This is a genomic window from Flavobacterium sp. UBA6135, from assembly GCF_002428305.1.
Classification (GTDB): domain Bacteria; phylum Bacteroidota; class Bacteroidia; order Flavobacteriales; family Flavobacteriaceae; genus Flavobacterium.
The window spans coordinates 32,022-54,902 of the sequence record NZ_DIVJ01000014.1 but is presented as its reverse complement, the minus strand read 5'-3'; the positions used below and the strand labels follow the sequence as shown (position 1 = coordinate 54,902).

Here is a 22,881-nt window from a genome sequence, read left to right as displayed (position 1 = left end):
GGTTCGTTTGTTTATTAGTTTGCGTTTTCAACTTTAACGTTGTTGATATAGGTATCAATTAGTTTTAGATTGGTTACGTTTTTTAGTGAGAAATTTTTTTCTACTGAATCTATTCTTACATTTTTAAAAGTAATATTTTCTATAGGAGAACTCTCTAATCCATCTGCAAAAATGGCATACTTTCCTCCATTTTGAACAGTAATATTCTCCATTAAAATGTTTTTAATTTTAGGTATAAAGTTACCATCTCTTTGACCCGCATATACTGAATAATTCATGGTAATATGCAGAACAGCTTGTTTAACTTTACCTACTTTTATATTTCTAACATACAAACCATCAACTGTTCCACCTCTTTTTGTATTGGTTTTAAGTCGTATGGCTCTATCCAATTCAGGACTGTCCATACTACAGTTTTCTACAAACACATTTCTAACACCGGCAGACATTTCGCTTCCAATTACAACCCCACCATGTCCGTCAATCATTTTGCAGTTTCTTACCACAATGTTTTCACTCATGATGCCCACTTTTCTGCCTTCGTTGTCTCTTCCTGCTTTAATGGCAATACAATCATCTCCAGTATTAAAGGTGCAATTTTGTATGATTACATTCTTTGAATATTCCGGATCACACCCGTCATTATTAGGTCCATGACTGTCAATATTTACACCATCAACAATTACATTAGTACACTTTATAGGATGAATTATCCAAAAAGGAGCATTGATGATTTTTACATCTTTAATCAGTACATTTTCACAATCAAACGGCTCAATAAAATTAGACCTTAAATAATGTCCGTTTCCAAAAACACGCTTTTCAACAGGAACATTGTCATTAGCCATTTTCATCAATGCCGGAAGATTTAAACTGTCCAATTGTGAAGGTTGTCCTTGCACATAACCATAAACGTGACCTTCGGATGTCTTTCCTTTCCAAGGCCACCAATTTGTTTTATCCGCTTGACCGTTTAAAATTCCTTTACCTGTAATGGCAATATTTTTTTTGTTTTTTGCATAGATTAAAGGAGAATAATTCATCAATTCCATTCCTTCAAAAGATGTATGAACAAGAGGATAAAAGTCGTTAGGATTTGTGCTGAACAAAATTTCTGCCCCATCTTCTAAATGAAGATTTACGTTGTTATCTAGATGAATCGGGCCTGTAAAAAATTTACCATTCGGCACAACAACTCTTCCCCCTCCACTCTCCGTACATGCTTTAATTGCTTTTTTAAAGGCTTCTGTACAAACAGTTACACCATCTCCTTTTGCCCCGTAATCTAAAATTGAAAAATTGGCATTCTTAAAAGTTGGTGCTTTTGTATTTGCAATGATTTCTTCCATCAAAACCCAAGGACTATTTTCAACTACAGAAAACTTATCACTTTGATTGTCTTGAGTTTTACAGGAAATCAATACAAATAGTAACCCCACTGCTAAATGTTTAATAGTTTTTGATGCTCTGTTTTTTATTAGTTTCATCTTAAATTTTGTTTGTGCAATCGATTACCAAAAATAATTAATACAATAATAATAACCAAGTTTTTTTTTATAAAATTTAAAAAAAGCACCTTAAAAATACGGTATTTACAAATAAAGTCTTTGTTTATAAGCCTTTTTTAATAAAAAAAATTGAAAATTAAATCTAATTGTTACATTTGTGTTCAGAAAAATCGACCATTTTACCAACTTTTACATAAAGTTTTTACTTCATGAAGAAAAAAACAACCATTTATGACATTGCAAAAAAGCTAAATATAACAGCAGCAACGGTTTCAAGAGCTTTAAATAACAATCCGAATATTAGTGACGCAACTCGTGAATTAGTTGTTTCTACTGCTGAGAAAATGAACTATGAGCAAAATCGACTTGCTTTGGCTTTAAAAAGCGGTAAAAGCAACAATGTAGGAGTTGTAGTACCAAGGATAGACAGTAATTTCTTTGGTTCTGTTATACATGGAATCGAGGAAGAATTAAACAAAAATGGCTATCACGTTATTATTTGTCAAACGGATGGAATTGAAGCTAAAGAAGTAGCCAACATTGAAGCACTTTTGAACTCACAAGTAGATGGAATATTAATTTCTACATCAAGTAACAATGCGGCAACATTTGATCGAATTTTGAAAAAGGAAGTTCCTTTGGTCTTTTTTGACAGAAAGAAAACAATGAAGAATGTGAGTTCTGTAACAATAAATGACTTTGATGGCGGCTACAAGGCTACGCAACACCTTATAGATACCGGTTGTAAAAAAATTGCCTATTTTTCAGGAGATATCAATATCGAAATTTTTAAAGATCGTTTTTTAGGATATAAACAAGCCTTGATTGACAACAAGATAGATTTTGTAAAAGATTATGTGGTGCAAACAAAAAGTACGATTGAAGACGGAAGAAAAGCCGTAAAAAAATTATTAAAACTTCCTTCTCCTCCTGACGCAATTTTTTCTTCCAGTGATTTTGCTGCTTTAGGAGCGATTCAAGAATTAAAAACTAAAAACATCAAAATTCCTAATGATTTTTCGGTTATTGGATTCAGTAATGAGCCTTTTACGATGTTCATGGAATTATCAATCAGTACGATTGACCAGTTTCCACTCGAAATGGGAAGAATGACTGCTAAAGTATTTTTAGAACAAGTAGCCAATTCTGAAAATGTAAAAATTGAAAAGAAAGTAGTTTTAGAACCGGAATTAATTCTTAGAAAATCAACACGAAAATTACTTTCTAAAAATTAAAAAAAATCCGTTTGGAATAACATTCTAAACGGATTTTTAACACTAGTTACTAACGAAAAATTATAATGATACGCCTCGTTTCCAAGGAATAAAATCATCTTGGTTTAATTGGCTTGCTTTAGAAATAATTCGTCCACTAGCCACTTCAATTATATAGTCTAAAATAGTTTCTCCCACTTCTTCGATTGTTTTTGAGCCATCAATTACAGCACCGGTATCAATATCAATAATATCACTCATTCGTTGAGCTAATATTGAATTAGAAGCTACTTTAATAACCGGAGTAATTGGATTTCCTGTTGGAGTTCCTAATCCTGTTGTAAATAAAACAATGGTTGCTCCAGACCCCACCATTGCTGTGGTACTTTCCACATCATTACCCGGAGTATTTAATAAATTTAATCCTGATTCAGTAACATATTCACCATAATCCAAAACATCAACAACTGGAGATGTACCCCCTTTTTTTGCTGCACCAGCCGATTTCATTGCATCGGTAATCAAACCATCTTTTATATTTCCAGGTGATGGGTTCATATCAAAACCGGAACCGGCATCCACTACTGATTTTTCATATGCTTTCATCAATGATAAAAACTTGTTGGCTTTCTCTTCGGTGACACAGCGGTTCATTAACTCTTGTTCCACGCCACACAATTCCGGAAACTCGGCCAAAATACTTTTTCCACCCAAAGCCGCTAAAACATCGGACACATGTCCTAATGCTGGATTAGCAGAAATTCCTGAAAAACCATCCGATCCGCCGCATTCCAATCCAATACAAAGTTTAGATAACGGTGCGGGTTTGCGTTCAATTTGATTGGCTCGTTTTATTGCTTCATAAGAATCTTTAATTATGGTTTGAAGCATGTGGTCTACAGTTCCCATTTGTTGTTGTTCGTAGATTATCACTTCTTTATTCAAATTTGGATTGATTGCTTTTAAGGTTTTTTGAAACAATTCAATTTGCAAATTTTGACAACCTAAACTCAAAACAGTTGCACCGGCTACATTAGGGTTATTGACATATCCTGCAAGAAGTCGGGCTAAACTTTCAGAATCTTGTCGGATTCCACCACAGCCGCCTTGATGTGTGATGAATTTTACTTCAATATTGTCAAAGGTTGGTTTTTCAACACGTTCGTTTTCCGAGGAAGTTTCCGGATTATTAGAAATTAATGAACGTAAAAGCTGTTTATAAGCATCCGTCTTTTTAGGAACTAACTCTTCGAATACTTCTTTTAAACGTTCGATATTTTTATTTTCACAAAAAACCAAAGGGAAGAATAACCAAACATTGGCAGTTCCCACTTGTCCGTCACTTCTGTGGTACCCCATAAAAGTTCGGTCTTTCCATTTGTCAACATTTGGTGGATTCCAAGAAGTTGTTTCTGTTTTATGAGAAACTTTCCCGCTTTGATGTTTTACGTTAGATATTGTGATTACTTCACCTTTTTGAATGGGTTGGCTCGCTTTACCAATCAAGACACCATACATATAAATGCTGTCACCAATGGCAAAATCTACTTCAGCAATTTTATGTTTTGCTTTTACAGCGGTGGCTGTAATTATTTCTATTCCTTCAAATGCAATGGTTTCGCCTTGTTCAATGTCGACTAAAGCAACGATTATATTATCTGAAGGGTGTACTTTTATTAATTTCTTTTGCATGGTCGTTTAATTAAGAACGATAGTGATTTTTAAAATTTGTAAATCCGATTTCAATACCGTTATTTTCTATTTCATTTAAAGCAAAAACTAGTGCTTCCGATAAACCGGAAACGCTATTTAAATCTTGTTCCCAAAAATCTAAATTCGAAAGTGTTTGTTTAACTACATCATTTAAATCATTTGATTTCCAAATAGTTTCAAAAAACAAAACAATATCTTTTGTGTCATTAATTGGCAGTATTCTGTCTTGCCATTCTTTTTTATAAAATCGAATTAAACAAGCCAGAGAAAATGTCAAATGAACCGGTAATTTTTTATTCAATTCCACATATTCTAACAAACTTGGAAGTACTCTCACTTTAAATTTTGAAACTGAATTTAAAGCAATATCTGATAATTGATGTTTGATAAACGGATTTCTGAAACGATCTAAAATTTCCTCTGAAAAGATATCTAACTCCTCTTTTTCCATTGGAAGTGTTGGGTTGATTTCGTCAAAAATTACTTTGGTTACAAAATCTTCGGTAAAAGGATTGTCTAAAGTTTCTTTCACGGTTTCATTTCCAAATAAAATTGAAAAAGGTACTAGTGCCGTGTGAGCTCCGTTTAAAATACGCACTTTTCTTGTACGATACGGTTGCATGTCCGCAACAATTTTTACATCTAAATTGGTTTTGTGGAACGGTAATTTCGCTTTCAGTTTTTCATCGCCTTCAATAACCCACAAAAAAAACGGTTCAGCTGTAACCATCAAATTGTCTTGATAGTCCAATTTGCTGTTGTATTCTTCAATTTCATTTCTTGGATACCCGGGAACAATTCGGTCCACTAACGTGTTGTGGAAAGTACAACTTGATGTAAGCCAATTTTTATAACCTTCTTCCAATTGCCATAAATCGGCAAGTTTTAATAAAATTTCTTTTAACGTATCGGCATTGTAATTGATTAATTCACATGGAATTATGGTCAATCCTTTTGAGGTATCACCTTTAAAATAGCTGTAACGTTCGTATAATAAAACCGTCAATTTTGCAGGGAAAGAATTGGGAGGTCGCATTAAAATGGTGTCCGTATCCACGTATTCTATTCCGGCTTCTGTGGTGTTCGAGATTACAAACTCCAAAGATTCAATTCTTGCTAAAGCCACATAATCGTCAAAATGAGTATACGTATTCACTCCTTTAACAATATTAGTAATCAATTCAATTTCTTGAATTTGTTCTCCTTTTTTTATACCATTCATAAATAATGTATACAATCCGTCTTGCTGATTAAGCATTGGCACCAATCCATTATCAAGAGGTTGTACAACTGCTATTCCGGCATTGTAATTTATTTCTTTATTTAAAACTTGAAAAGCATAATCAACAAAAGCTCTCAAAAAGTTACCTTCACCAAATTGTAAAACTTTGATTGGGAGTTTATTTGTGTTTTGAGTAGTGTCTCTATTTAATAGTTTCTTTACAGCATTTGATTCAAACATAAGTAAGGGTATTATAAGTTAAACAATTGTGGCAACCACATTGAAAGTGCAGGTATATAGGTGACTAATAGCAATGCAAAAATCATTACTAAAAATAAGGGTATCAATGGTTTTATGACTTTTTGAATGGTAGTTTTGGCAACCCCTACTCCAACAAACAATACGGATCCTACGGGAGGTGTACACAAACCAATACTCAAATTAAGCACCATGATAATTCCGAAATGCACCGGATCAATTCCTAATTTGGTGACAACCGGTAAAAAAATAGGTGTAAAAATTAATACTGCCGGAGTCATGTCCATAAAAATTCCAACGAACAACAATAAAAGGTTGATTATCAGAAGAATGATTATTTTGTTGTCACTAATAGACAATAAACTGGTGGTTATATCTTGTGGAATGTTTTCATACGACATTACCCATGACATACTCATTGAAGCTCCAATCAACAGCATGACAACCGCGGTTGTTATTGAAGATTCTAAAAGAATTTTAGGTAAATCACGAGTGCGAATTTCTTTGTATACAAAACCTAAAATTAATGTATAAAGTACCGCTACAGCAGAAGCTTCCGTTGCCGTAAAAACGCCGGCAACGATACCTCCAATAACAATAATCAATAACAATAAACTCGGTAAAGCGGCAAAAAATGTTTTTGCCACATTTTTAAGACTGCTTCTTTCTCCCAATTTATATTTTTTCTTTTTTGCCCAGAAATAAGCCAATACCATCAAAAACAAACCAGTCAAAATTCCCGGAATATAACCAGCTAAAAATAATGCCGCAATGGAAACGCCACCACTAGCTAAAGAATAAACAATCAACACATTACTCGGAGGAATTACAAGACCTAATGTTGATGACGTAATGTTTACTGCTGCACCAAATTCTTTCGAATACCCTTCTTTTTCCATTTCAGGACCAAGAATACTTCCCATCGCAGAGGCTGATGCCATTGCAGAACCTGCAATTGCTCCCATTAGCATGGCTCCAATGACGTTTATTAATGCTAAACCGCCGGGTAAAGCTCCCACCAATGTTTTAGCAAAAGCAATCAGTCGATGAGCAATGCCGCCTTTGTTCATTAATTGTCCGGATAATATAAAAAACGGAATCGCGAGTAGTGCAAAACTATCCAAACCCGTTCCCATTCGTTGTGAAACTGTGGTAACCGATGGCAATAATGGAATACTAACCAGCATGGTTAATAGCGATGCTATTGAAATACTCCAAGCAACAGGAGTTCCTATGCTTAGAAAAAACACAAAGCTAAATACTAAAACAAAAATTGGTAAATAATCCATTATTTAAGATTTAAAATATCTGAAATTTTATAATATACAATCAACAATCCGCTAAGTGGTATAACAAAATAAATAGCGGCTAAAGGCATTTGTAAACCCGGGGAATATTGATTTAAGGTGTAAGTGATATATACTAATCGGAGTCCGCCAATAAAAAAGGCAAAAAAGGCAAACAATATAACCATTGAAAACACTACAAATCTGAATTTCTTTTGGGTTTCTAAAGAAAATTGTTGTGGTAAAATATCAATTGCCACATGCATATTTTTACCTGAAACATAAGCAGCTCCCAAAACGCCTAACCATATCATTAAATAGCGAGCCAATTCATCTGTAAACGAACTGGGGTTACCCATAATAAAACGAGTAGTAACTTGCCATAACACGTTCAGAACCATAACACTTAAAATTGTTATTAGGGCCACTTCCAGTACTTTATCTACTTTACTTCTAAATTTCATACTATTTCGTTTCTTGAATTTCCATTACTAATCGAGCCATTTCTTTATCTTGTTTCACTCGTTCATAAATACCATTAACCGTAGCTCTAAATTTTGTTTTGTCAGGATACGAAACTTGTACTCCGGCTTTAATTACTTCATCCAAAGCTTCTTGTTCGGCTATTTTCCATAGTTTTCGTTGGTGAACAACTGAGTTATGAACTGCTTGTTGTATCCAAGCTTGTTCCTCTTTTGTGAAACGATTCCATGTGTTTGTACCAATGATTAAAACATCAGGTAAAACAGTATGTTCGTCAATAGAATAGAATTTACAAACTTCATAATGTCTTGATAAATAAAAACTTGGCGGATTGTTTTCAGCTCCATCCACTACACCTTGTTGTAACGAAGTATATAATTCTCCCCAAGAAATGGGCGTTGGTGAACCTCCAAAACTTTTTATCATTTCATAAGCCGTTGGGCTTTCCATTACTCTGATTTTCATTCCTTTTAAATCGGAGGGTGAATCAATTGGTCGGGTTTTTGTATAGAAACTTCTACTTCCTGCGTCGTAATATCCTAATCCTTTTATCCAATAATCAAGTCCCTCGTCTAACAATTCTTTTCCAACCGGACCATCTAAAACCGAAAAAGAATGTTGTCTGTCTCTAAAAAGAAAAGGAAGTCCAAACACTTTCATTTTTGGTGCAAAATTTTCTAAAACTCCAACAGAAACTTTGGTCATATCCAAACTTCCAATTTGCAACAGTTCAATGCATTCTCTTTCTGTTCCTAATTGCTGATTGGGATATATTTCTAATTTTATCTTATTTCCTGAAATTGCGGCTAAGTCTTCACCCATTTTTACCATAGCTAAATGGACAGAATGCGAAACATCCAAACCATGAGCCAATTTCAACGTTTTTGTTTGACTAATTTCAGCACATTGATTGAAAATCAACAGGATTAAAAATGAAAATAGTATAGTTGATTTTAATTTCATCTTTACTTATTTAGTTTTTTATTCGCCAATGAATACCTTTTATTTGTCATTTGACCCCTTTCTATTTTGATAATTTGTCGCATTTCTTAATTGATTTGTTTGAGTAAATTTTCAAATAATTCCGCACAACTTTCTTTGATGTTAAAATTAGATTGTTCGTGATTAATTTGGATAAATACCGTTGGTAAATTTCTTCTTTTTGACAAACTAATTTCGTTTTCAATGTTTTTATTGATAGTTAGTACAATTGCAGCATCAACACTACCATCATTAATATCTTCTAAATAATGTTTAATTGTTGCCACTTCTTCAAAAGATTGAAACAACATCATTCTATACCCTTTTTTGGAAGCACATTTTTGAATATCATATAGCATTTCACTATAAAGGGCATTATTAATTCTCGGAACAATAATTGCAATGATACTTGACTTACTGCTTCGTAAAGCCAAGGCATTTTTATTAGGCTTGTAATCTGTCTTTAGAGCAAATTCTTGAATAATCTTTTTGGTATCGACATTAATATCATGCTTATCGTTCAACGCTTTTGAAATCGTTGAAATGGAAAAACCCGTTAAATGTGATATTTTTTTTAATGTCGTCATTTTTAAAATTGTTTTTTTTCCTGTTGAGTGCTTTCTGTCAGCGTGAGGAACTGACAGTTGCACTCACCAGGGTGTTAAAAAAATTCTATTTTATAGATTGAATTACTTCCAATACTTTTTTGGTTTCGGCTTCAATTGTGGCATAATCATGATCAGCCATTAATTGCTTGCTGATTAGCTTGCTTCCCATTCCTACTGCAGAAACGCCTGCTTTGTACCAACTTGAAATGCTTTCTTTGGTTGTGTCAACTCCGCCGGTTGGCATGAATACTAATTTTGGAAAAATATCTTTGATACCACTTAAAAAATCAGGACCAAGCATATTTCCGGGAAAAAGTTTGATGAATTTTACTCCGGCATTTTCAGCGGCAATAATTTCTGTTGGTGTCATACAACCCGGGCTGTAAAACAAATCTTTTGCTATTAAATACTGAGCTACTTCCGGAACAAAGCCGGGACTGATGTAAAAATCTGCTCCAATGTTTTCAAATGCTTTGGCTTGCTCTAAATTTTTGATAGTTCCAATTCCAAGCAACAAATCGGGCATTTCAGCATTTCGAACTTCAACCATTTTAGCGAAGTTTTTCAAAGCAGCTTCACCACGGTTGGTATATTCAACCGCTTTAATTCCTGCACGATAAATGGCTCTCAATACTTCTATGGTTACGTTTTCATCTGCATTGAAATACAAGGGTAAAATACCTTGATTTACAATAGCTTCAGAAACTTTTTGACTATTATTCATCTCTTAAATTTTTACTTTAAATACTAATTTTTTGATGTTATCATCACCAATCATTGGAGCATGAACATCATCCGGATAAAAAATAACAAATTGATTATCCGTTAATTGAAAAAACATATCCGGTGCATCATTAAAAAACAAAACATCTTTTTCGGCGTTGTATTCTCCGTTTGGTGTCACACATTTTTCTCTTGGTTTCCAAGCGATGGTTTCTACTCCTTTTGCACAAAATTGAATGTCGATATTTTGATTATGGCATTCAAATTTGGCTAAACTTTCTTCTTGCGTTTTTCCTTTTTTATTGCTAACGATTACTTTTAAACCATCAGTGATTTCAATTGTTCCATCTTCCAACGAATTGATATCATTTGTTTTTAAAAACTCAAAAGCTTTGGTAAACAATGGGTGTAAACTCGTGTATTTTGATGCGTTATTTAGTGTATCTACTATCATGATTATCTTGCTACACGACCGGAAGCATCACCTCCCATTAATTTTTGAACTTCATCTACAGTAACCAAGTTGGCATCACCTTTAATGGTGTGTTTCAAACAAGAAGCAGCTACTGCAAAATCCAATGCATTTTGATCATCGTCCGGATAGGTTAATAAACCATAGATTAATCCACCCATAAAACTATCACCACCACCTACTCTATCTACAATATCTGTAATTTGATATTGACGCGTTTGTAACATTTCTTTTCCATCATATAAAACTCCGGCCCATGTATTATGAGAAGCTGAGATAGAACCACGTAAAGTGGTAATCACTTTGCTTGCTCTTGGGAATTTTTCCATCATTTGTTTACAAACTGATAAAAAGGCTTCCGCTTTTACGTCATGACCATGCGTTTGAACTGCTGCACCATCCGGTTTGATTCCGAAATGCATTTCTGCATCTTCTTCGTTACCTAAAATGATATCGCAATACGAAGTTAGTTCTGTCATAATCGCTTCTCTGTCACCACCATATTTCCATAATTTAGCACGGTAATTCAAGTCGGTTGAAATGGTTACACCCATTTTACTGGCTGTTTTTACCGCTTCCAAACAAACATCGGCCGAGCTTTGAGAAATGGCAGGCGTAATTCCTGTCCAATGGAACCAATCTGCTCCTTGAAAAACTTCTTCCCAATTGATCATTCCCGGTTGAATTTCCGACATCGCAGAATGGGCTCTATCATAAACTACTTTACTACCTCTGCTTACGGCTCCTGTTTCCAAGAAATAAATTCCTAAACGATCGCCTCCCCAAACAATTTTATCAACACCAACACCTCTTTTACGCATTTCCATCATGGCACATTGACCAATATCATTTTTTGGTAAACGGGTTACAAAATCAACCGGAATTCCATAATTAGCTAATGAAACCGCTACGTTTGATTCTCCTCCTCCATATACAACATCAAAATTGTCTGCTTGTGAAAATCTTAAAAATCCTTGTGGTGCTAATCTTAACATTATCTCACCGAATGTTACTACTTTTTTTGACATTTTTTTAAAATTTATTGTGTTATTCTATTTTATTTTATTTCTTTCAAATTAATCGCTCCAATAGCTAATTGGGAAATTGAAGTATTGACACATTATCTCGATACTCTTCCGCCACCCGAACCTCCCATTAATGCTTTAATTTCGTTTACAGTTGCTAAATTAATGTCGCCCGAAATCGAATGTTTTAAACAAGTCGCTGCTGCTGCAAATTCCAATGCGGTTTGATTATCATCCGGCCAAGCTATCATTCCATAAATGATTCCTGCCATAAACGCATCGCCTGCACCAATTCGATCAATGATATGCGAAATATTGTATTTCTGTGAATGCAATAATTCCTTTCCATTCCAAAATGAAGCACTGATTCCGTTAGACGAAGCATTTGCATCCATTCGTTTGGTTGTCAATATGTTTTTTAATTTTGGAAACGCTTTCATCCAATTTGAAAAAATTTCTTCCTGAGTGTCCTCTTCATTTACTTTTATACCTAACACTTTTTCTGAATCATCAATTCCACCTAATAGTAAATCGCAATGTTTTACTAGATTTGGCATTATTTCATTGGCATTTTTACCGTATTTCCATAGGGTTGGACGATAATTTAAATCGGCAGAAATGGTTAATCCCATACGTGAAGCAACTGTTAATGCTTCTTCACAGATTTCTGCTAATTCAAGTGTCAATGATGGTGTGATGCCTGACCAATGAAACCAATCGGCATCTTTGAACGCATCTTCCCAATTAATCATTCCTTTTTTTAAGGTAGAAAATGAGGAATCTTCTCTATCATAAACCACTTTTCCAGGTCTCTCGGATGCACCTTGTTCAAAATAATAGATGCCTAGTCTTTTTCCTTGAATAAAGGAAATGGGTTCCACACCAAAAGAACGTAACATACTGAGCGATGATTCGCCCAATTCATTGTCAGGAACCGCCGTTATAAATTTAACGGAAACTCCAAATTTTGATAAAGAAGCGGCAACATTTGCTTCGGCACAACCATAATACAAATCAAACGACCTCGCCTGCGTGAGTCGCAAATGACTCGGCGGCGAAAGCCTAAGTAAAAGTTCTCCAAATGTTACTACTCTGCTCATTATTTTATAAAATCTTCTCGCATTGGGCTAAAAACATCTATTAACAAACCGTCTTCTAAACAAACTACGCCGTGTTCCATGTTTGGAGCTACATAAAATGAATCTCCTTTTTGTAATAGCTTCGTTTCTTTATTAATCGTCACTTCAAATTTGCCTTCAGCGATATGAGTGACTTGCGAATGGATGTGATGATGCATCGCACCAATTCCTCCCTTTTTAAATCGAACATTAACCATCATTACCAATTGATCATAACCTACAATTTGTCGCTCGATATTCTTATCAATAGTTTCCCAATTGGTTGATTTGTTTTCAAAAAACACTTTGCTTTCAGCCATTTTGAATTACTTAAAATTAAAATAGTTTTTGGCGTTGTTGTAACTGATATCAGCGACCATCTTTCCTATCCATTCCATATCATTTGGCAATTCACCTCTTTTGATTTCATCGCCTAATAAATTACACAAAACACGTCTGAAATATTCGTGTCTTGGGAAGGATAAAAAGCTTCTGGAATCAGTTAACATCCCAATAAAACAGCTGATTAATCCCATATTTGACAAGGCGTTCATTTGTTTGGTCATGCCGTCTTTTTGGTCTAAAAACCACCAACCGGAACCAAATTGCACTTTTCCTTTGATGCTTCCATCATTGAAATTTCCAATCATAGTTGCCATTACTTCATTATCGGCAGGATTTAGATTGTATAAAATCGTTTTTGTCAATTTATCTTTCGAATCCAATGCATTCAATAAAGCAGATAGATTTTTGGCTTGTGAAAAATCGCCAATCGAATCCCAACCTGTATCCGGTCCTAAAATTCGGTGCATTCTGGCATTGTTATTACGCAAAGCTCCCAAATGGAACTGTTGCACCCAACCGTGTTGATGATAATTTTCACATAAAAACAATAAGATTGCCGTTTGGAATTTAGCATCTTCTATAGCAGAAATCGGCTGATTACTTCTTCTTTTTTCAAAAATGGAATTGATTTCACTTTCGGTAAAGTTTTCAAACTGAATTTGATCTAAACCATGATCGGAAAGTTGACAACCATTTTCGTTGAAATAGGCAATTCTATTACTTAAAGCATTGCATAAGTCAGAGTATGTATTTATATCAAAATCAACTACTTTTGCTAATGAATCAATGTAGCTATTATACATTTCACCTGCAATCAAAATCGCTTTATCAGGTCGGAAAGCGGTACTTACTTTTACTGAAAAATCGCTGTTGGCTAATTGCTTATGGTATGCCAAATCATCCGTTGGATCTTCTGTTGTGCAAACCACTTCGGCGTTCGCTTTCTTTAATAAATTCTGACACGAAAAAGCGTCAGTGCTTAATTTTTGAGACGTTTCTTCGTAAATAGCTTCCGCTGATTTTTCATTTAATAATTCATAAATATCAAAATAGCGAGCTAATTCCAAATGCGTCCAATGATACAAAGGATTTCGCATTGTGTACGGAACCGTTTTTGCCCATTGAATGAATTTATCTTTGTCTGAGGCATCTCCGGTAATGAATTTTTCATTCACACCCAACGTTCGCATGGCTCTCCATTTATAATGGTCGCCATTAATCCAAACATCGGTTATATTTTTAAATTGATTATTTTCTGCAATTAATTTAGGCGATAAATGATTGTGATAGTCAATAATAGGCTGATTTTTAGAATAGTTGTGATACAATTCTTCAGCATATTTATTTTCTAACAAAAAATTATCGTGTATGAATTTCGTGCTCATTATACTTACTTTTTAATCTTCGTTTGATGGTTTTCCGATGGTAGCTAAAATTCCACCATCCACATAAATTATTTGTCCGTTTACAAAATCACTTGCTTTTGACGATAAAAATATCGCTGCTCCTGCCAAATCTTCCGGATCTCCCCATCGAGCTGCAGGAGTACGATTGATGATAAAATCGTTAAAAGGATGACCGTCCACTCTAATCGGAGCTGTTTGAGAAGTGGCAAAATAACCCGGACCAATTCCGTTTACTTGAATGTTGTGTTTTGCCCATTCAGTTGCTAAATTTTTAGTGAGCATTTTTAAACCACCTTTTGCCGCAGCATAAGCTGAAACGCTATTTCTACCCAGCTCGCTCATCATCGAACAAATGTTGATGATTTTACCTTCTTTTCGTTCAATCATTTGTTTCGCAACTAATTGCGACATAATGAATGGACCAACTAAATCCACATCAATCACTTTTCTGAAATCGGCAACCGGCATTGTGATGGCCAATTCTCTTTTGATGATTCCGGCATTATTTACTAAAATATGAATGTCTCCTATTTCTTTTGAAATTAATTCCACGTTTTTAGCGGCATTAACTTCATCGGTTACATCAAATAAATAACCTGTTGCTTTGTACCCTTTAGATTTGTAATAAGAAATCGCTTCTTCCATTTTGGATGGCGTAGTTCCAGTAATAATCAATTGAGCACCGGCTTGGGCTAATGCTTCGGCAATTGCCATTCCCAGACCGTGCGTTCCACCGGTTATTAAAGCGTTTTTATGTGTTAAATCGAATAATTTCATCTTATCTTAGTTCGTTTGGTGGACAAATATCCATATCGCTATAATCTAAATTTTCTCCCGCCATTCCCCAAATAAAGGAATAGTTAGATGTTCCCGCACCTGAATGAATAGACCATTCCGGCGATAAAACCGCTTGATTATTTTGCATAAAAATGTGACGTGTATGTTGTGTTTCTCCCATAAAATGAGAAATGGTTTGACCTTCTTCTAAATCAAAGTAGAAATAGGCTTCCATTCTACGGTTGTGCGTGTGAGCCGGCATTGTATTCCAAACATTTCCGGGCAATAATTCGGTCAAACCCATTTGAAGTTGGCAGGTCTGAACAATTTCATTCACAATCAATTTATTTAAAATTCGTTTATTAGCCGTTTTTTCTTCGCCTAACTGAATTACGATTGCATTTTCTTTGGTTACCTTTTTATTTGGAAAATGCGTGTGAGCCGGAGCTGAATTAATATAAAACAAAGCAGATTTTTCTTCATTGCTTGAAAAAACAACTTCTCTTGCTCCCATTCCAACGTATAAAGCTTCTTTTTTATTTAATTCAAAAGCCTCTCCGTCAACGGTTACCGTTCCTTTTCCGCCAACATTTACAATCCCTAATTCACGACGATCTAAAAAGTTTTCTGATTTTAAATAAGGAATAGTCTCTAATTTTAATGCTTTAGAAACCGGCATAATTCCACCAACAATATAACGATCATACATGGAATAGGTTAAATTTATTTCATTTTCTGAGAATAAATTATCTATTAGGAATTGATTTCTGATTTCTTGTGTATCATATTTTCTAGCATCAATAGGATTTGATGCATATCTAAAATTGAAATTTGTCATGACATTTTAATTTTGTAATCGATTACACAAATATAATAATTATTTTTAATAAAACTAAAATATGTATATTTTTTGGTTGTTAAAAATGTAATTATGAGAAAAATTAAAGAGAAAAATAATCAAAATCTTATTGTTAACTAATGATTTAACTTAAAAACACATTAGTTTACTAACTCTTTTGAAATCTAAAGTAACTTTAAATTACTAGAAATTATAAACAAGGTTTTTATAATTCTAAAAGCAGTAGCAATCGTGCTATTATCTATAATGTTCTAACCTAACTGGAAGTGAGACGATTAAAAAACGAAATCAAAAATATTGATCCAAAAGCTCTTGTAGTTACAAATACAGTTGAGGAAAATTAAAAAGAAACATTAACCATAAAAAAGGTGACTTGTTGCCAAGCCACCTTATAAGGATTAAATATTTGGAAATGGTTTCTTTTAAAAAAGATCGGCATTCATCACTTTGTTCCAAGCGGCGATGAAATCGTTAACAAATTTTTCTTTGTTATCATCTTGGGCATAAAATTCTGCATAGCCTCTCAAGATGGAGTTTGAACCGAATACTAAGTCTACTCGTGTAGCCGTCCATTTTGTGGCTCCGGTTTTTCGGTCTACAATGTTATAAAGGTTGTAGGCCACAGGATTCCATGAGTTGCTCATATCTGTGAGGTTCACAAAGAAATCATTTGTCAATACTCCTACTCTGTCTGTGAAAACACCGTGTTTGAACCCACCATAGTTAGCACCTAATACTCGCAAACCTCCTATCAGTACTGTCATTTCAGGGGCTGATAAACCAAGAAGTTGGGCTTTGTCTAAAAGTAATTCTTCCGGGTTTACGGTATATTCCTTTTTTTGCCAGTTTCTGAAACCGTCATGTAGAGGTTCTAATACTTCAAAAGAGGCTACATCTGTCATCTCAGCTGTAGCATCTCCACGACCTGAGGTAAATGGTACAGTTACGTTTACACCTGCTTGTCTGGCTGCTTTCTCAACAGCCGCAGTTCCGCCTAATACGATTAAATCGGCAAGGCTTACTTTTTTTGCTAAACCACTTTGGATTTCCGTGAGTTTGTTTAACACTTTCTGTAAACGTGGCGGTTCATTGCCATCCCAATCTTTTTGTGGAGCTAAACGAATACGAGCTCCGTTTGCACCACCTCTGAAATCGGATTGTCTGAAGGTTCTCGCACTGTCCCAAGCGGTGTTAATCAACTCTGTTTGTGTTAAACCACTGTTTAATAAGGTTTCTTTTAAATCTTCAATTTCACTAGCTGTCAAAGCATAATCTACAGCCGGAATCGGGTCTTGCCAAATCAAATCTTCACTTGGAACATCTGGTCCAAGGTATCTGCTTTTTGGACCTAAATCACGGTGAGTCAATTTGAACCATGCTCTGGCAAACACATCATCAAAATAAGCAGGATCATTTTTGAAACGCTCTGAAATTTTACGATACTCCGGATCCATTTTTAACGCCATATCCGCATCAGTCATGATTGGATTTTGACGTGCGTTAGGGTTATGAGCATCTATAGGTTTGTCTTCTTCTTTAATGTTGATGGGTTCCCACTGCCATGCTCCTGCCGGACTTTTTCTCAATTCCCATTCATGGTTGAAAAGCATTTCAAAATAACCGTTGTCCCACTTCGTAGGATGTGTGGTCCATGCTCCTTCTAATCCACTGGTTACTGTATCTGCACCGTTTCCTTTTCCTTTTGGATTCATCCAGCCAAAACCTTGGTCTTTGATATCTCCAGCTTCAGGATTTTCTCCTAAAATAGATGCATCTCCATTCCCATGAGCTTTACCTACGGTGTGACCACCTGCAGTAAGAGCTACTGTTTCTTCATCATTCATAGCCATACGCTCGAACGTAATTCGCATGTCACGAGCTGTTTTTAAAGGGTCCGGGTTACCGTCAACTCCTTCAGGGTTTACATATATAAGTCCCATCATTACAGCTGCTAACGGATTTTCAAGGTCGCGTTCACCGGAATAACGACTTCCTTCACTGCCTGTTTTGGCTAAGAATTCTTTTTCTGAACCCCAATAGATGTCTTTTTCAGGATGCCAAATATCTTCACGACCTCCTGCAAAACCAAAGGTTTTGAATCCCATAGACTCATAGGCCATGTTTCCGGCTAGAATGAATAAATCTGCCCATGAAACTTTGTTTCCGTATTTTTTCTTAATCGGCCATAATAATCTTCTGGCTTTGTCTAGGTTACCGTTGTCCGGCCAACTACTTAATGGAGCAAAACGAAGGTTTCCGGTGTTACTTCCTCCTCTACCGTCTGCAATTCTGTATGTTCCTGCTGAATGCCAAGCCATACGAATCATTAAACCGCCATAATGCCCCCAATCAGCAGGCCACCAGTCTTGGCTGTCTGTCATTGCCGCTTTTAAATCATTTTTTAAAGCTTCTAAATCTAGTTTTTTGAATTCTTCTGCATAGTTGAATTTTTCTCCTGCAGGATTTGTTTTGGTGTCATGTTGATGAAGGATGTCTAAGTTAAGTGACTTTGGCCACCACTCCATTACAGATTTGTTTGCTTCGGTATTGGCTCCGTGATGAAACGGGCATTTTCCGGACTCTAAGTTGTTCATGATTATTATTTTAATTTAAAAGGTTAGCAACACAAAAGGTTAAAATATTAGCAATTAAAAAAGTAGCACAATAAGTCAGCTTTTATTCTTAACAGCTATTTGTTGTATATTGAATTAATTTAATGCTAAGATAATAAAAATAATTCTCAACTTTTTTATTTTTAATAGATAAAAACTATGATGGATTATTCAATAATTATATAAAAAAATCCGACAGAGTGTAAAACGCTGTCGGAGTTGAACTAAATTTTCTATCTTAAATTTACAATCTACCTTCCTTTATCTCCTCCACAATCTCAGGATTCAATAATGTGGAAATATCTCCAAAATTCTCAAAATCACCTTCAGCTATTTTACGTAAAATACGACGCATGATTTTTCCACTTCTTGTTTTTGGTAATCCGGAAACAAACTGGATTTTATCTAACTTGGCAATTGGTCCGATTTGATCAGAGATTTGTTGGTTAATTTCTTTTCGTAAATTATCCTGATTTCTGCTCTCTCCGGATTCTTTTAAAATTACAAATCCATACAACGCATTTCCTTTTACATCATGAGGGAAACCAACAATCGCACTTTCTGCCACAGCAGGATGCTCGTTGATTGAATCTTCAATTGGTGCTGTTCCTAAATTATGTCCGGAAACAATGATTACATCATCAACTCTACCGGTAATTCGGTAATAACCTACTTCATCGCGTAAAGCTCCATCTCCAGTGAAATATTTACCCGGAAATGCAGAGAAATAGGTTTCTCTATAACGTTCATGATCGCCCCAAATGGTTCGAGCCATTGCCGGCCACGGGAATTTAATACACAAACTTCCGGTAACTTGATTGCCTTCAATTTCATTACGCAATTCATCCATCAAAACGGGTTGAATTCCGGGTAATGGTAACGACGCATATGTTGGTTTTGTTGGCGTAACAAAAGGAATCGGAGAAATCATAATGCCACCGGTTTCAGTTTGCCACCAGGTATCTACCAATGGACAACGTTTTCCACCAACGTGGTCGTTGTACCAGTGCCAAGCTTCTTCGTTAATAGGTTCACCCACGGAACCAATAACTTTTAAAGATTTCAAAGGAAAACGTTGTACGAAATCCAAACTTTCTTTAGCTAAAGCCCGAATGGCTGTTGGAGCAGTGTAAAACTGTGTGATTTTATGTTTTTCTATCACTTCCCAAAAACGACTAAAATCAGGATACGATGGTACGCCTTCAAACAATACAGTTGTTGCTCCGTTTAATAACGGACCATATAAGATATAAGAATGCCCCGTTATCCAACCAATATCGGCGGTACACCAATAGACATCATTTTCTTCATAATTGAAAACGTTTTTAAACGTATACGCAGTATAAACCATATATCCCGCTGTGGTATGCAACATTCCTTTTGGTTTTCCGGTGGAACCGGATGTATATAAAATGAATAACGGATCTTCTGCATCCATAATTTCAGCTACATTGTTTGGAATGGCTTCATCTAAAAGTGGTTGTAACCATAAATCGCGACCTTCTTTCATGTTTACCGTTTCATGTGTGCGTTTCGCAACCAATACTTTTTCAACGGTTGGACATTTTTCAAGAGCTTCATCAATAATACCTTTTAAATCGATGGTTTTATTTCCTCTGAAACCTCCATCAGAAGTGATAACCATGTTACATTCAGAATCGTTGATTCGTGTAGCAACTGCAGAAGCTGAAAATCCGGCAAAAACAACCGAATGAATGGCTCCAATTCGGGCACAAGCTAAAACTGAAACAGCCAATTCAGGAATCATTGGCAAATAAATACAAACTCTGTCTCCTTTTTTTATACCTTGATCTCTTAAAACATTCGCCATTTTGGCCACTCTGGCATACAGTTCATTATATGAAATATGTTGAGCTTCTTCTTTTGGATCATTAGGTTCAAAGATAATAGCGGTTTTATCTCCTCTTCGGGCTAAGTGTCTGTCAATGCAGTTTTTAGTTATGTTTACTTTGGCATCTACAAACCATTTGAATTTAGCTTCTTGCATATCAAATTCAAATACTTTGTCCCATTTCTGATACCAAGTAAAGTTTTCATCGGCAATTCGATCCCAGAATTTTCGGGGTTCGCGAACCGACTTTTTATACATTTTAAAATAATTCTCTAAATCATGGATTTTATAATAGCTCATAATCTTCTTTTTTTGTGTGTAATTTTTTGTAAAAATAACCATTCTATTGTTTCACACCAATGTATGTTTGCTAAAAAGATATAGTTAAAATTAGGAATTTGATATTATTTTTGTTTGTTAGTTGCATATTTATCAATCACTTCCTGAATTTCACCAATGATTGCTTCGTCATCAATTGTGGATGGAATTTGAAAGTTTTCTTTATCAACAATACTTCGCAACAGTTTACGCAATATTTTACCGGAACGTGTTTTTGGTAAGCGTTGCACTACCATCACATTTCTCAAACAGGCCACAGCTCCAATTTGATCTCGTATTAAATGTACAATTTCATATTCCAATTGAAAATGTTCCATTAACTCTCCGGTTTTGGTGACTACCATAGCTAAAGGAATTTGTCCTCTTAATTCATCATGAATTCCAACAACAGCACATTCTGCAACAGCGGGATGCGAAGCAACAATTTCTTCCATTTCTGCTGTTGATAAACGATGACCGGCAACATTAATTACGTCATCAACTCTTCCTGTGATATAAATATAACCTTCAGCATCTTTAAATCCGCCATCACCTGAAAAATAATAACCGGGAAACGCACTCAAATAACCCGATTTGAATCGTGGAGAATCCTTCCATAAATCCAACATGGTTCCGGGAGGTAACGGCAATTTGATTACTACAAATCCTTCTTCGTTAGGACCGTTTTCTTGTCCGTTTTCATTTAAAATTTGAATAGCATAACCGCAAACCGCTTTTCCTGCCGAACCGGGTTTTATATCCAGAAATTCCACTCCCATCATGTTGGCAATCATAGGCCATCCGGATTCGGTTTGCCACCAATGATCAATGGCAGGTACCGGAATATGTTGGTTGTACCACTCTAAAGTAGCCACATCACAACGTTCTCCTGCTAAAAATTGCGTTCGCAAACACGATAAATCATAGTTTTTGATAAAATCTCCGTTAGGATCTTCTTTTTTTATGGCTCGGATAGCTGTTGGAGCAGTAAACATCACAGCCACTTTGTGTTCAGAAATGACTCGCCAAAAAGTGGAGGCATCGGGAGTTTTGATGGGTTTCCCTTCAAAAAGTACGGTTGTATTTCGATTGATTAGCGGACCATAAACAATATAACTATGACCAACTACCCAGCCTACATCGGAAGCCGCCCAAAAAACTTCATCGGGTTTTACTCCGTAAATATATTTCATTGAAAATTTAAGTGATACTGCATAACCTCCTGTATCTCTTACAATTCCTTTTGGTTTTCCGGTAGTTCCGGAAGTATATAATACATATAAAGGATGCGTGGCATTTACTGCAACGCAAGGCACTTCTTCAGAACCATAAACCAGGGCATCATAATCGACATCGTATTTTTTAAAAGGTACCCTTGCTCCTAATTTGCGATTGAAAACTACCACTTTTTTAGGTTTGTGTTCTGCCAATTCAATGGCTTCATCTACCAAAGGTTTATAAGCAATCAAGCGATCTACTTCAATGCCTGACGAAGCCGTTAAAATAACGCGAGGTTTGCAATCGTTAATACGTATAGCTAGTTCATGCGGTGCAAATCCGCCAAAAACAACAGAATGTGTCACACCAATTCGAGCACAAGCCAACATAGCAAAGGCAGCTTGAGGAATCATTGGCATATAAACTACAGCGGTATCTCCTTTTTTCAAACCTAGAGAAAGTAGACCTCCGGCTAACTTAGCTACTTCCGTTTTAACTTGATGATAAGTATATTTAATTACTGTTTGTGTTACCGGAGAATCATAAATAATCGCCACATGATCACCAAAGCCATCTTGAATGTGTTTGTCTAAAGCCAAATAACACATGTTGAGTTCGCCATCAGCATACCAAAGCGGATAGTCATTTTGATCTTTTGATAAAATGGTTTGAGGTTGAGCATACCACTCAATTTGTTCGGCTTGTTCTTTCCAGAATTGTTCCGGTTGTTCAAGACTTTTTTGATAGAAATCTTTGTAGTTCATTTTTTGAGTTGCTAAGTTGCTGAGGTTCTGAGTTACTGAGTTACTGAGTTACTGAGTTACTGAGTTACTGAGTTACTGAGTTACTGAGTTGCTGAGTTTGATTTAATAATTTACTTTTC

Annotated in this window: 19 protein-coding genes and 1 pseudogene; 2 read left to right on the top strand and 18 right to left on the bottom strand. The window is 35.4% G+C overall.

All coding sequences use genetic code 11. The features are described from left to right. Window positions 1-14: 14 nt before the first annotated feature. Window positions 15-1,487 carry a glycoside hydrolase family 28 protein gene (locus B3L86_RS04360; RefSeq protein ID WP_291115408.1) on the bottom strand — a complete coding sequence of 491 codons (1,473 nt, stop codon included), beginning with the start codon at window positions 1,485-1,487 and terminating at the stop codon, window positions 15-17. Between the two features lie 230 nt (window positions 1,488-1,717). On the opposite strand from B3L86_RS04360, the gene B3L86_RS04355 reads away from it, so the two are divergent. Then, window positions 1,718-2,743, top strand: coding sequence for a LacI family DNA-binding transcriptional regulator (locus tag B3L86_RS04355; RefSeq protein ID WP_291115405.1), 1,026 nt, complete (start codon window positions 1,718-1,720; stop codon window positions 2,741-2,743). 60 nt (window positions 2,744-2,803) lie between these two features. Here the strand turns inward: B3L86_RS04355 and B3L86_RS04350 are convergent, their stop codons facing one another. The 14 genes from B3L86_RS04350 to kduI form a co-directional block, all read right to left on the bottom strand. Beyond that, entirely contained in the window at window positions 2,804-4,414 is a 1,611-nt protein-coding gene (locus B3L86_RS04350) for a UxaA family hydrolase (protein ID WP_291115404.1), read from the bottom strand. A 10-nt stretch (window positions 4,415-4,424) separates the two neighbouring features. Next, a complete protein-coding gene (locus tag B3L86_RS04345) occupies window positions 4,425-5,897 on the bottom strand; it encodes a tagaturonate reductase (protein ID WP_291115401.1) in 1,473 nt (490 codons plus the stop codon). Between the two features lie 11 nt (window positions 5,898-5,908). Continuing rightward, window positions 5,909-7,204: a TRAP transporter large permease gene (locus tag B3L86_RS04340; RefSeq protein ID WP_291115398.1), complete on the bottom strand. Its 1,296-nt coding sequence runs from the start codon at window positions 7,202-7,204 to the stop codon at window positions 5,909-5,911. After that, window positions 7,204-7,665, bottom strand: a complete 462-nt coding sequence (locus B3L86_RS04335) for a TRAP transporter small permease (RefSeq protein ID WP_291115395.1) — start codon at window positions 7,663-7,665, stop codon at window positions 7,204-7,206. Before B3L86_RS04335 ends, B3L86_RS04340 begins: the two co-directional genes overlap by 1 nt. A 1-nt stretch (window position 7,666) precedes the next feature. Next, on the bottom strand, window positions 7,667-8,647 hold the full coding sequence (locus tag B3L86_RS04330; RefSeq protein ID WP_291115392.1) for a TRAP transporter substrate-binding protein: 981 nt from the start codon (window positions 8,645-8,647) through the stop codon (window positions 7,667-7,669). 86 nt (window positions 8,648-8,733) lie between these two features. Continuing rightward, window positions 8,734-9,252 (bottom strand): LacI family DNA-binding transcriptional regulator, encoded by a 519-nt coding sequence (locus B3L86_RS04325; protein ID WP_291115390.1) that lies wholly within the window; start codon window positions 9,250-9,252, stop codon window positions 8,734-8,736. Between the two features lie 85 nt (window positions 9,253-9,337). After that, complete coding sequence (locus tag B3L86_RS04320) at window positions 9,338-9,997, bottom strand: bifunctional 4-hydroxy-2-oxoglutarate aldolase/2-dehydro-3-deoxy-phosphogluconate aldolase (protein ID WP_291115388.1); 660 nt, start codon at window positions 9,995-9,997, stop codon at window positions 9,338-9,340. A gap of 3 nt (window positions 9,998-10,000) precedes the next feature. Beyond that, a complete protein-coding gene (locus B3L86_RS04315; RefSeq protein WP_291115386.1) occupies window positions 10,001-10,450 on the bottom strand; it encodes a YhcH/YjgK/YiaL family protein in 450 nt (149 codons plus the stop codon). A 2-nt stretch (window positions 10,451-10,452) separates the two neighbouring features. Further along, entirely contained in the window at window positions 10,453-11,496 is a 1,044-nt protein-coding gene (locus B3L86_RS04310) for a sugar kinase (RefSeq protein WP_291115384.1), read from the bottom strand. Window positions 11,497-11,588: 92 nt separating this feature from the next. After that, entirely contained in the window at window positions 11,589-12,593 is a 1,005-nt protein-coding gene (locus tag B3L86_RS04305; protein WP_291115382.1) for a sugar kinase, read from the bottom strand. Then, window positions 12,593-12,931 carry a cupin domain-containing protein gene (locus B3L86_RS04300; protein WP_291115380.1) on the bottom strand — a complete coding sequence of 113 codons (339 nt, stop codon included), beginning with the start codon at window positions 12,929-12,931 and terminating at the stop codon, window positions 12,593-12,595. Before B3L86_RS04300 ends, B3L86_RS04305 begins: the two co-directional genes overlap by 1 nt. A gap of 6 nt (window positions 12,932-12,937) precedes the next feature. Further along, window positions 12,938-14,341: a glucuronate isomerase gene (gene uxaC, locus B3L86_RS04295; RefSeq protein ID WP_291115378.1), complete on the bottom strand. Its 1,404-nt coding sequence runs from the start codon at window positions 14,339-14,341 to the stop codon at window positions 12,938-12,940. Window positions 14,342-14,353: 12 nt separating this feature from the next. After that, the gene (locus tag B3L86_RS04290) at window positions 14,354-15,139 is read right to left on the bottom strand and encodes a gluconate 5-dehydrogenase (RefSeq protein ID WP_291115376.1); all 786 of its coding nucleotides are present in this window, start codon (window positions 15,137-15,139) and stop codon (window positions 14,354-14,356) included. A 1-nt stretch (window position 15,140) separates the two neighbouring features. After that, window positions 15,141-15,977: a 5-dehydro-4-deoxy-D-glucuronate isomerase gene (gene kduI, locus B3L86_RS04285; protein WP_291115374.1), complete on the bottom strand. Its 837-nt coding sequence runs from the start codon at window positions 15,975-15,977 to the stop codon at window positions 15,141-15,143. Between the two features lie 287 nt (window positions 15,978-16,264). On the opposite strand from kduI, the gene B3L86_RS13665 reads away from it, so the two are divergent. Further along, a complete protein-coding gene (locus tag B3L86_RS13665) occupies window positions 16,265-16,342 on the top strand; it encodes a DUF2179 domain-containing protein (RefSeq protein ID WP_414655122.1) in 78 nt (25 codons plus the stop codon). Window positions 16,343-16,420: 78 nt separating this feature from the next. On the opposite strand, the gene katG is transcribed toward B3L86_RS13665, so the two are convergent. The 3 genes and pseudogenes from katG to B3L86_RS04270 form a co-directional block, all read right to left on the bottom strand. Next, window positions 16,421-18,592 (bottom strand): catalase/peroxidase HPI, encoded by a 2,172-nt coding sequence (katG, locus tag B3L86_RS04280; protein WP_291115372.1) that lies wholly within the window; start codon window positions 18,590-18,592, stop codon window positions 16,421-16,423. A gap of 262 nt (window positions 18,593-18,854) precedes the next feature. Then, window positions 18,855-20,804 carry an acetate--CoA ligase gene (gene acs / locus B3L86_RS04275; protein ID WP_291115370.1) on the bottom strand — a complete coding sequence of 650 codons (1,950 nt, stop codon included), beginning with the start codon at window positions 20,802-20,804 and terminating at the stop codon, window positions 18,855-18,857. A gap of 62 nt (window positions 20,805-20,866) precedes the next feature. Then, a pseudogene (locus B3L86_RS04270) lies at window positions 20,867-22,768 on the bottom strand (acetate--CoA ligase); the annotation flags it as partial. Between the last annotated feature and the right edge of the window lie 113 nt (window positions 22,769-22,881).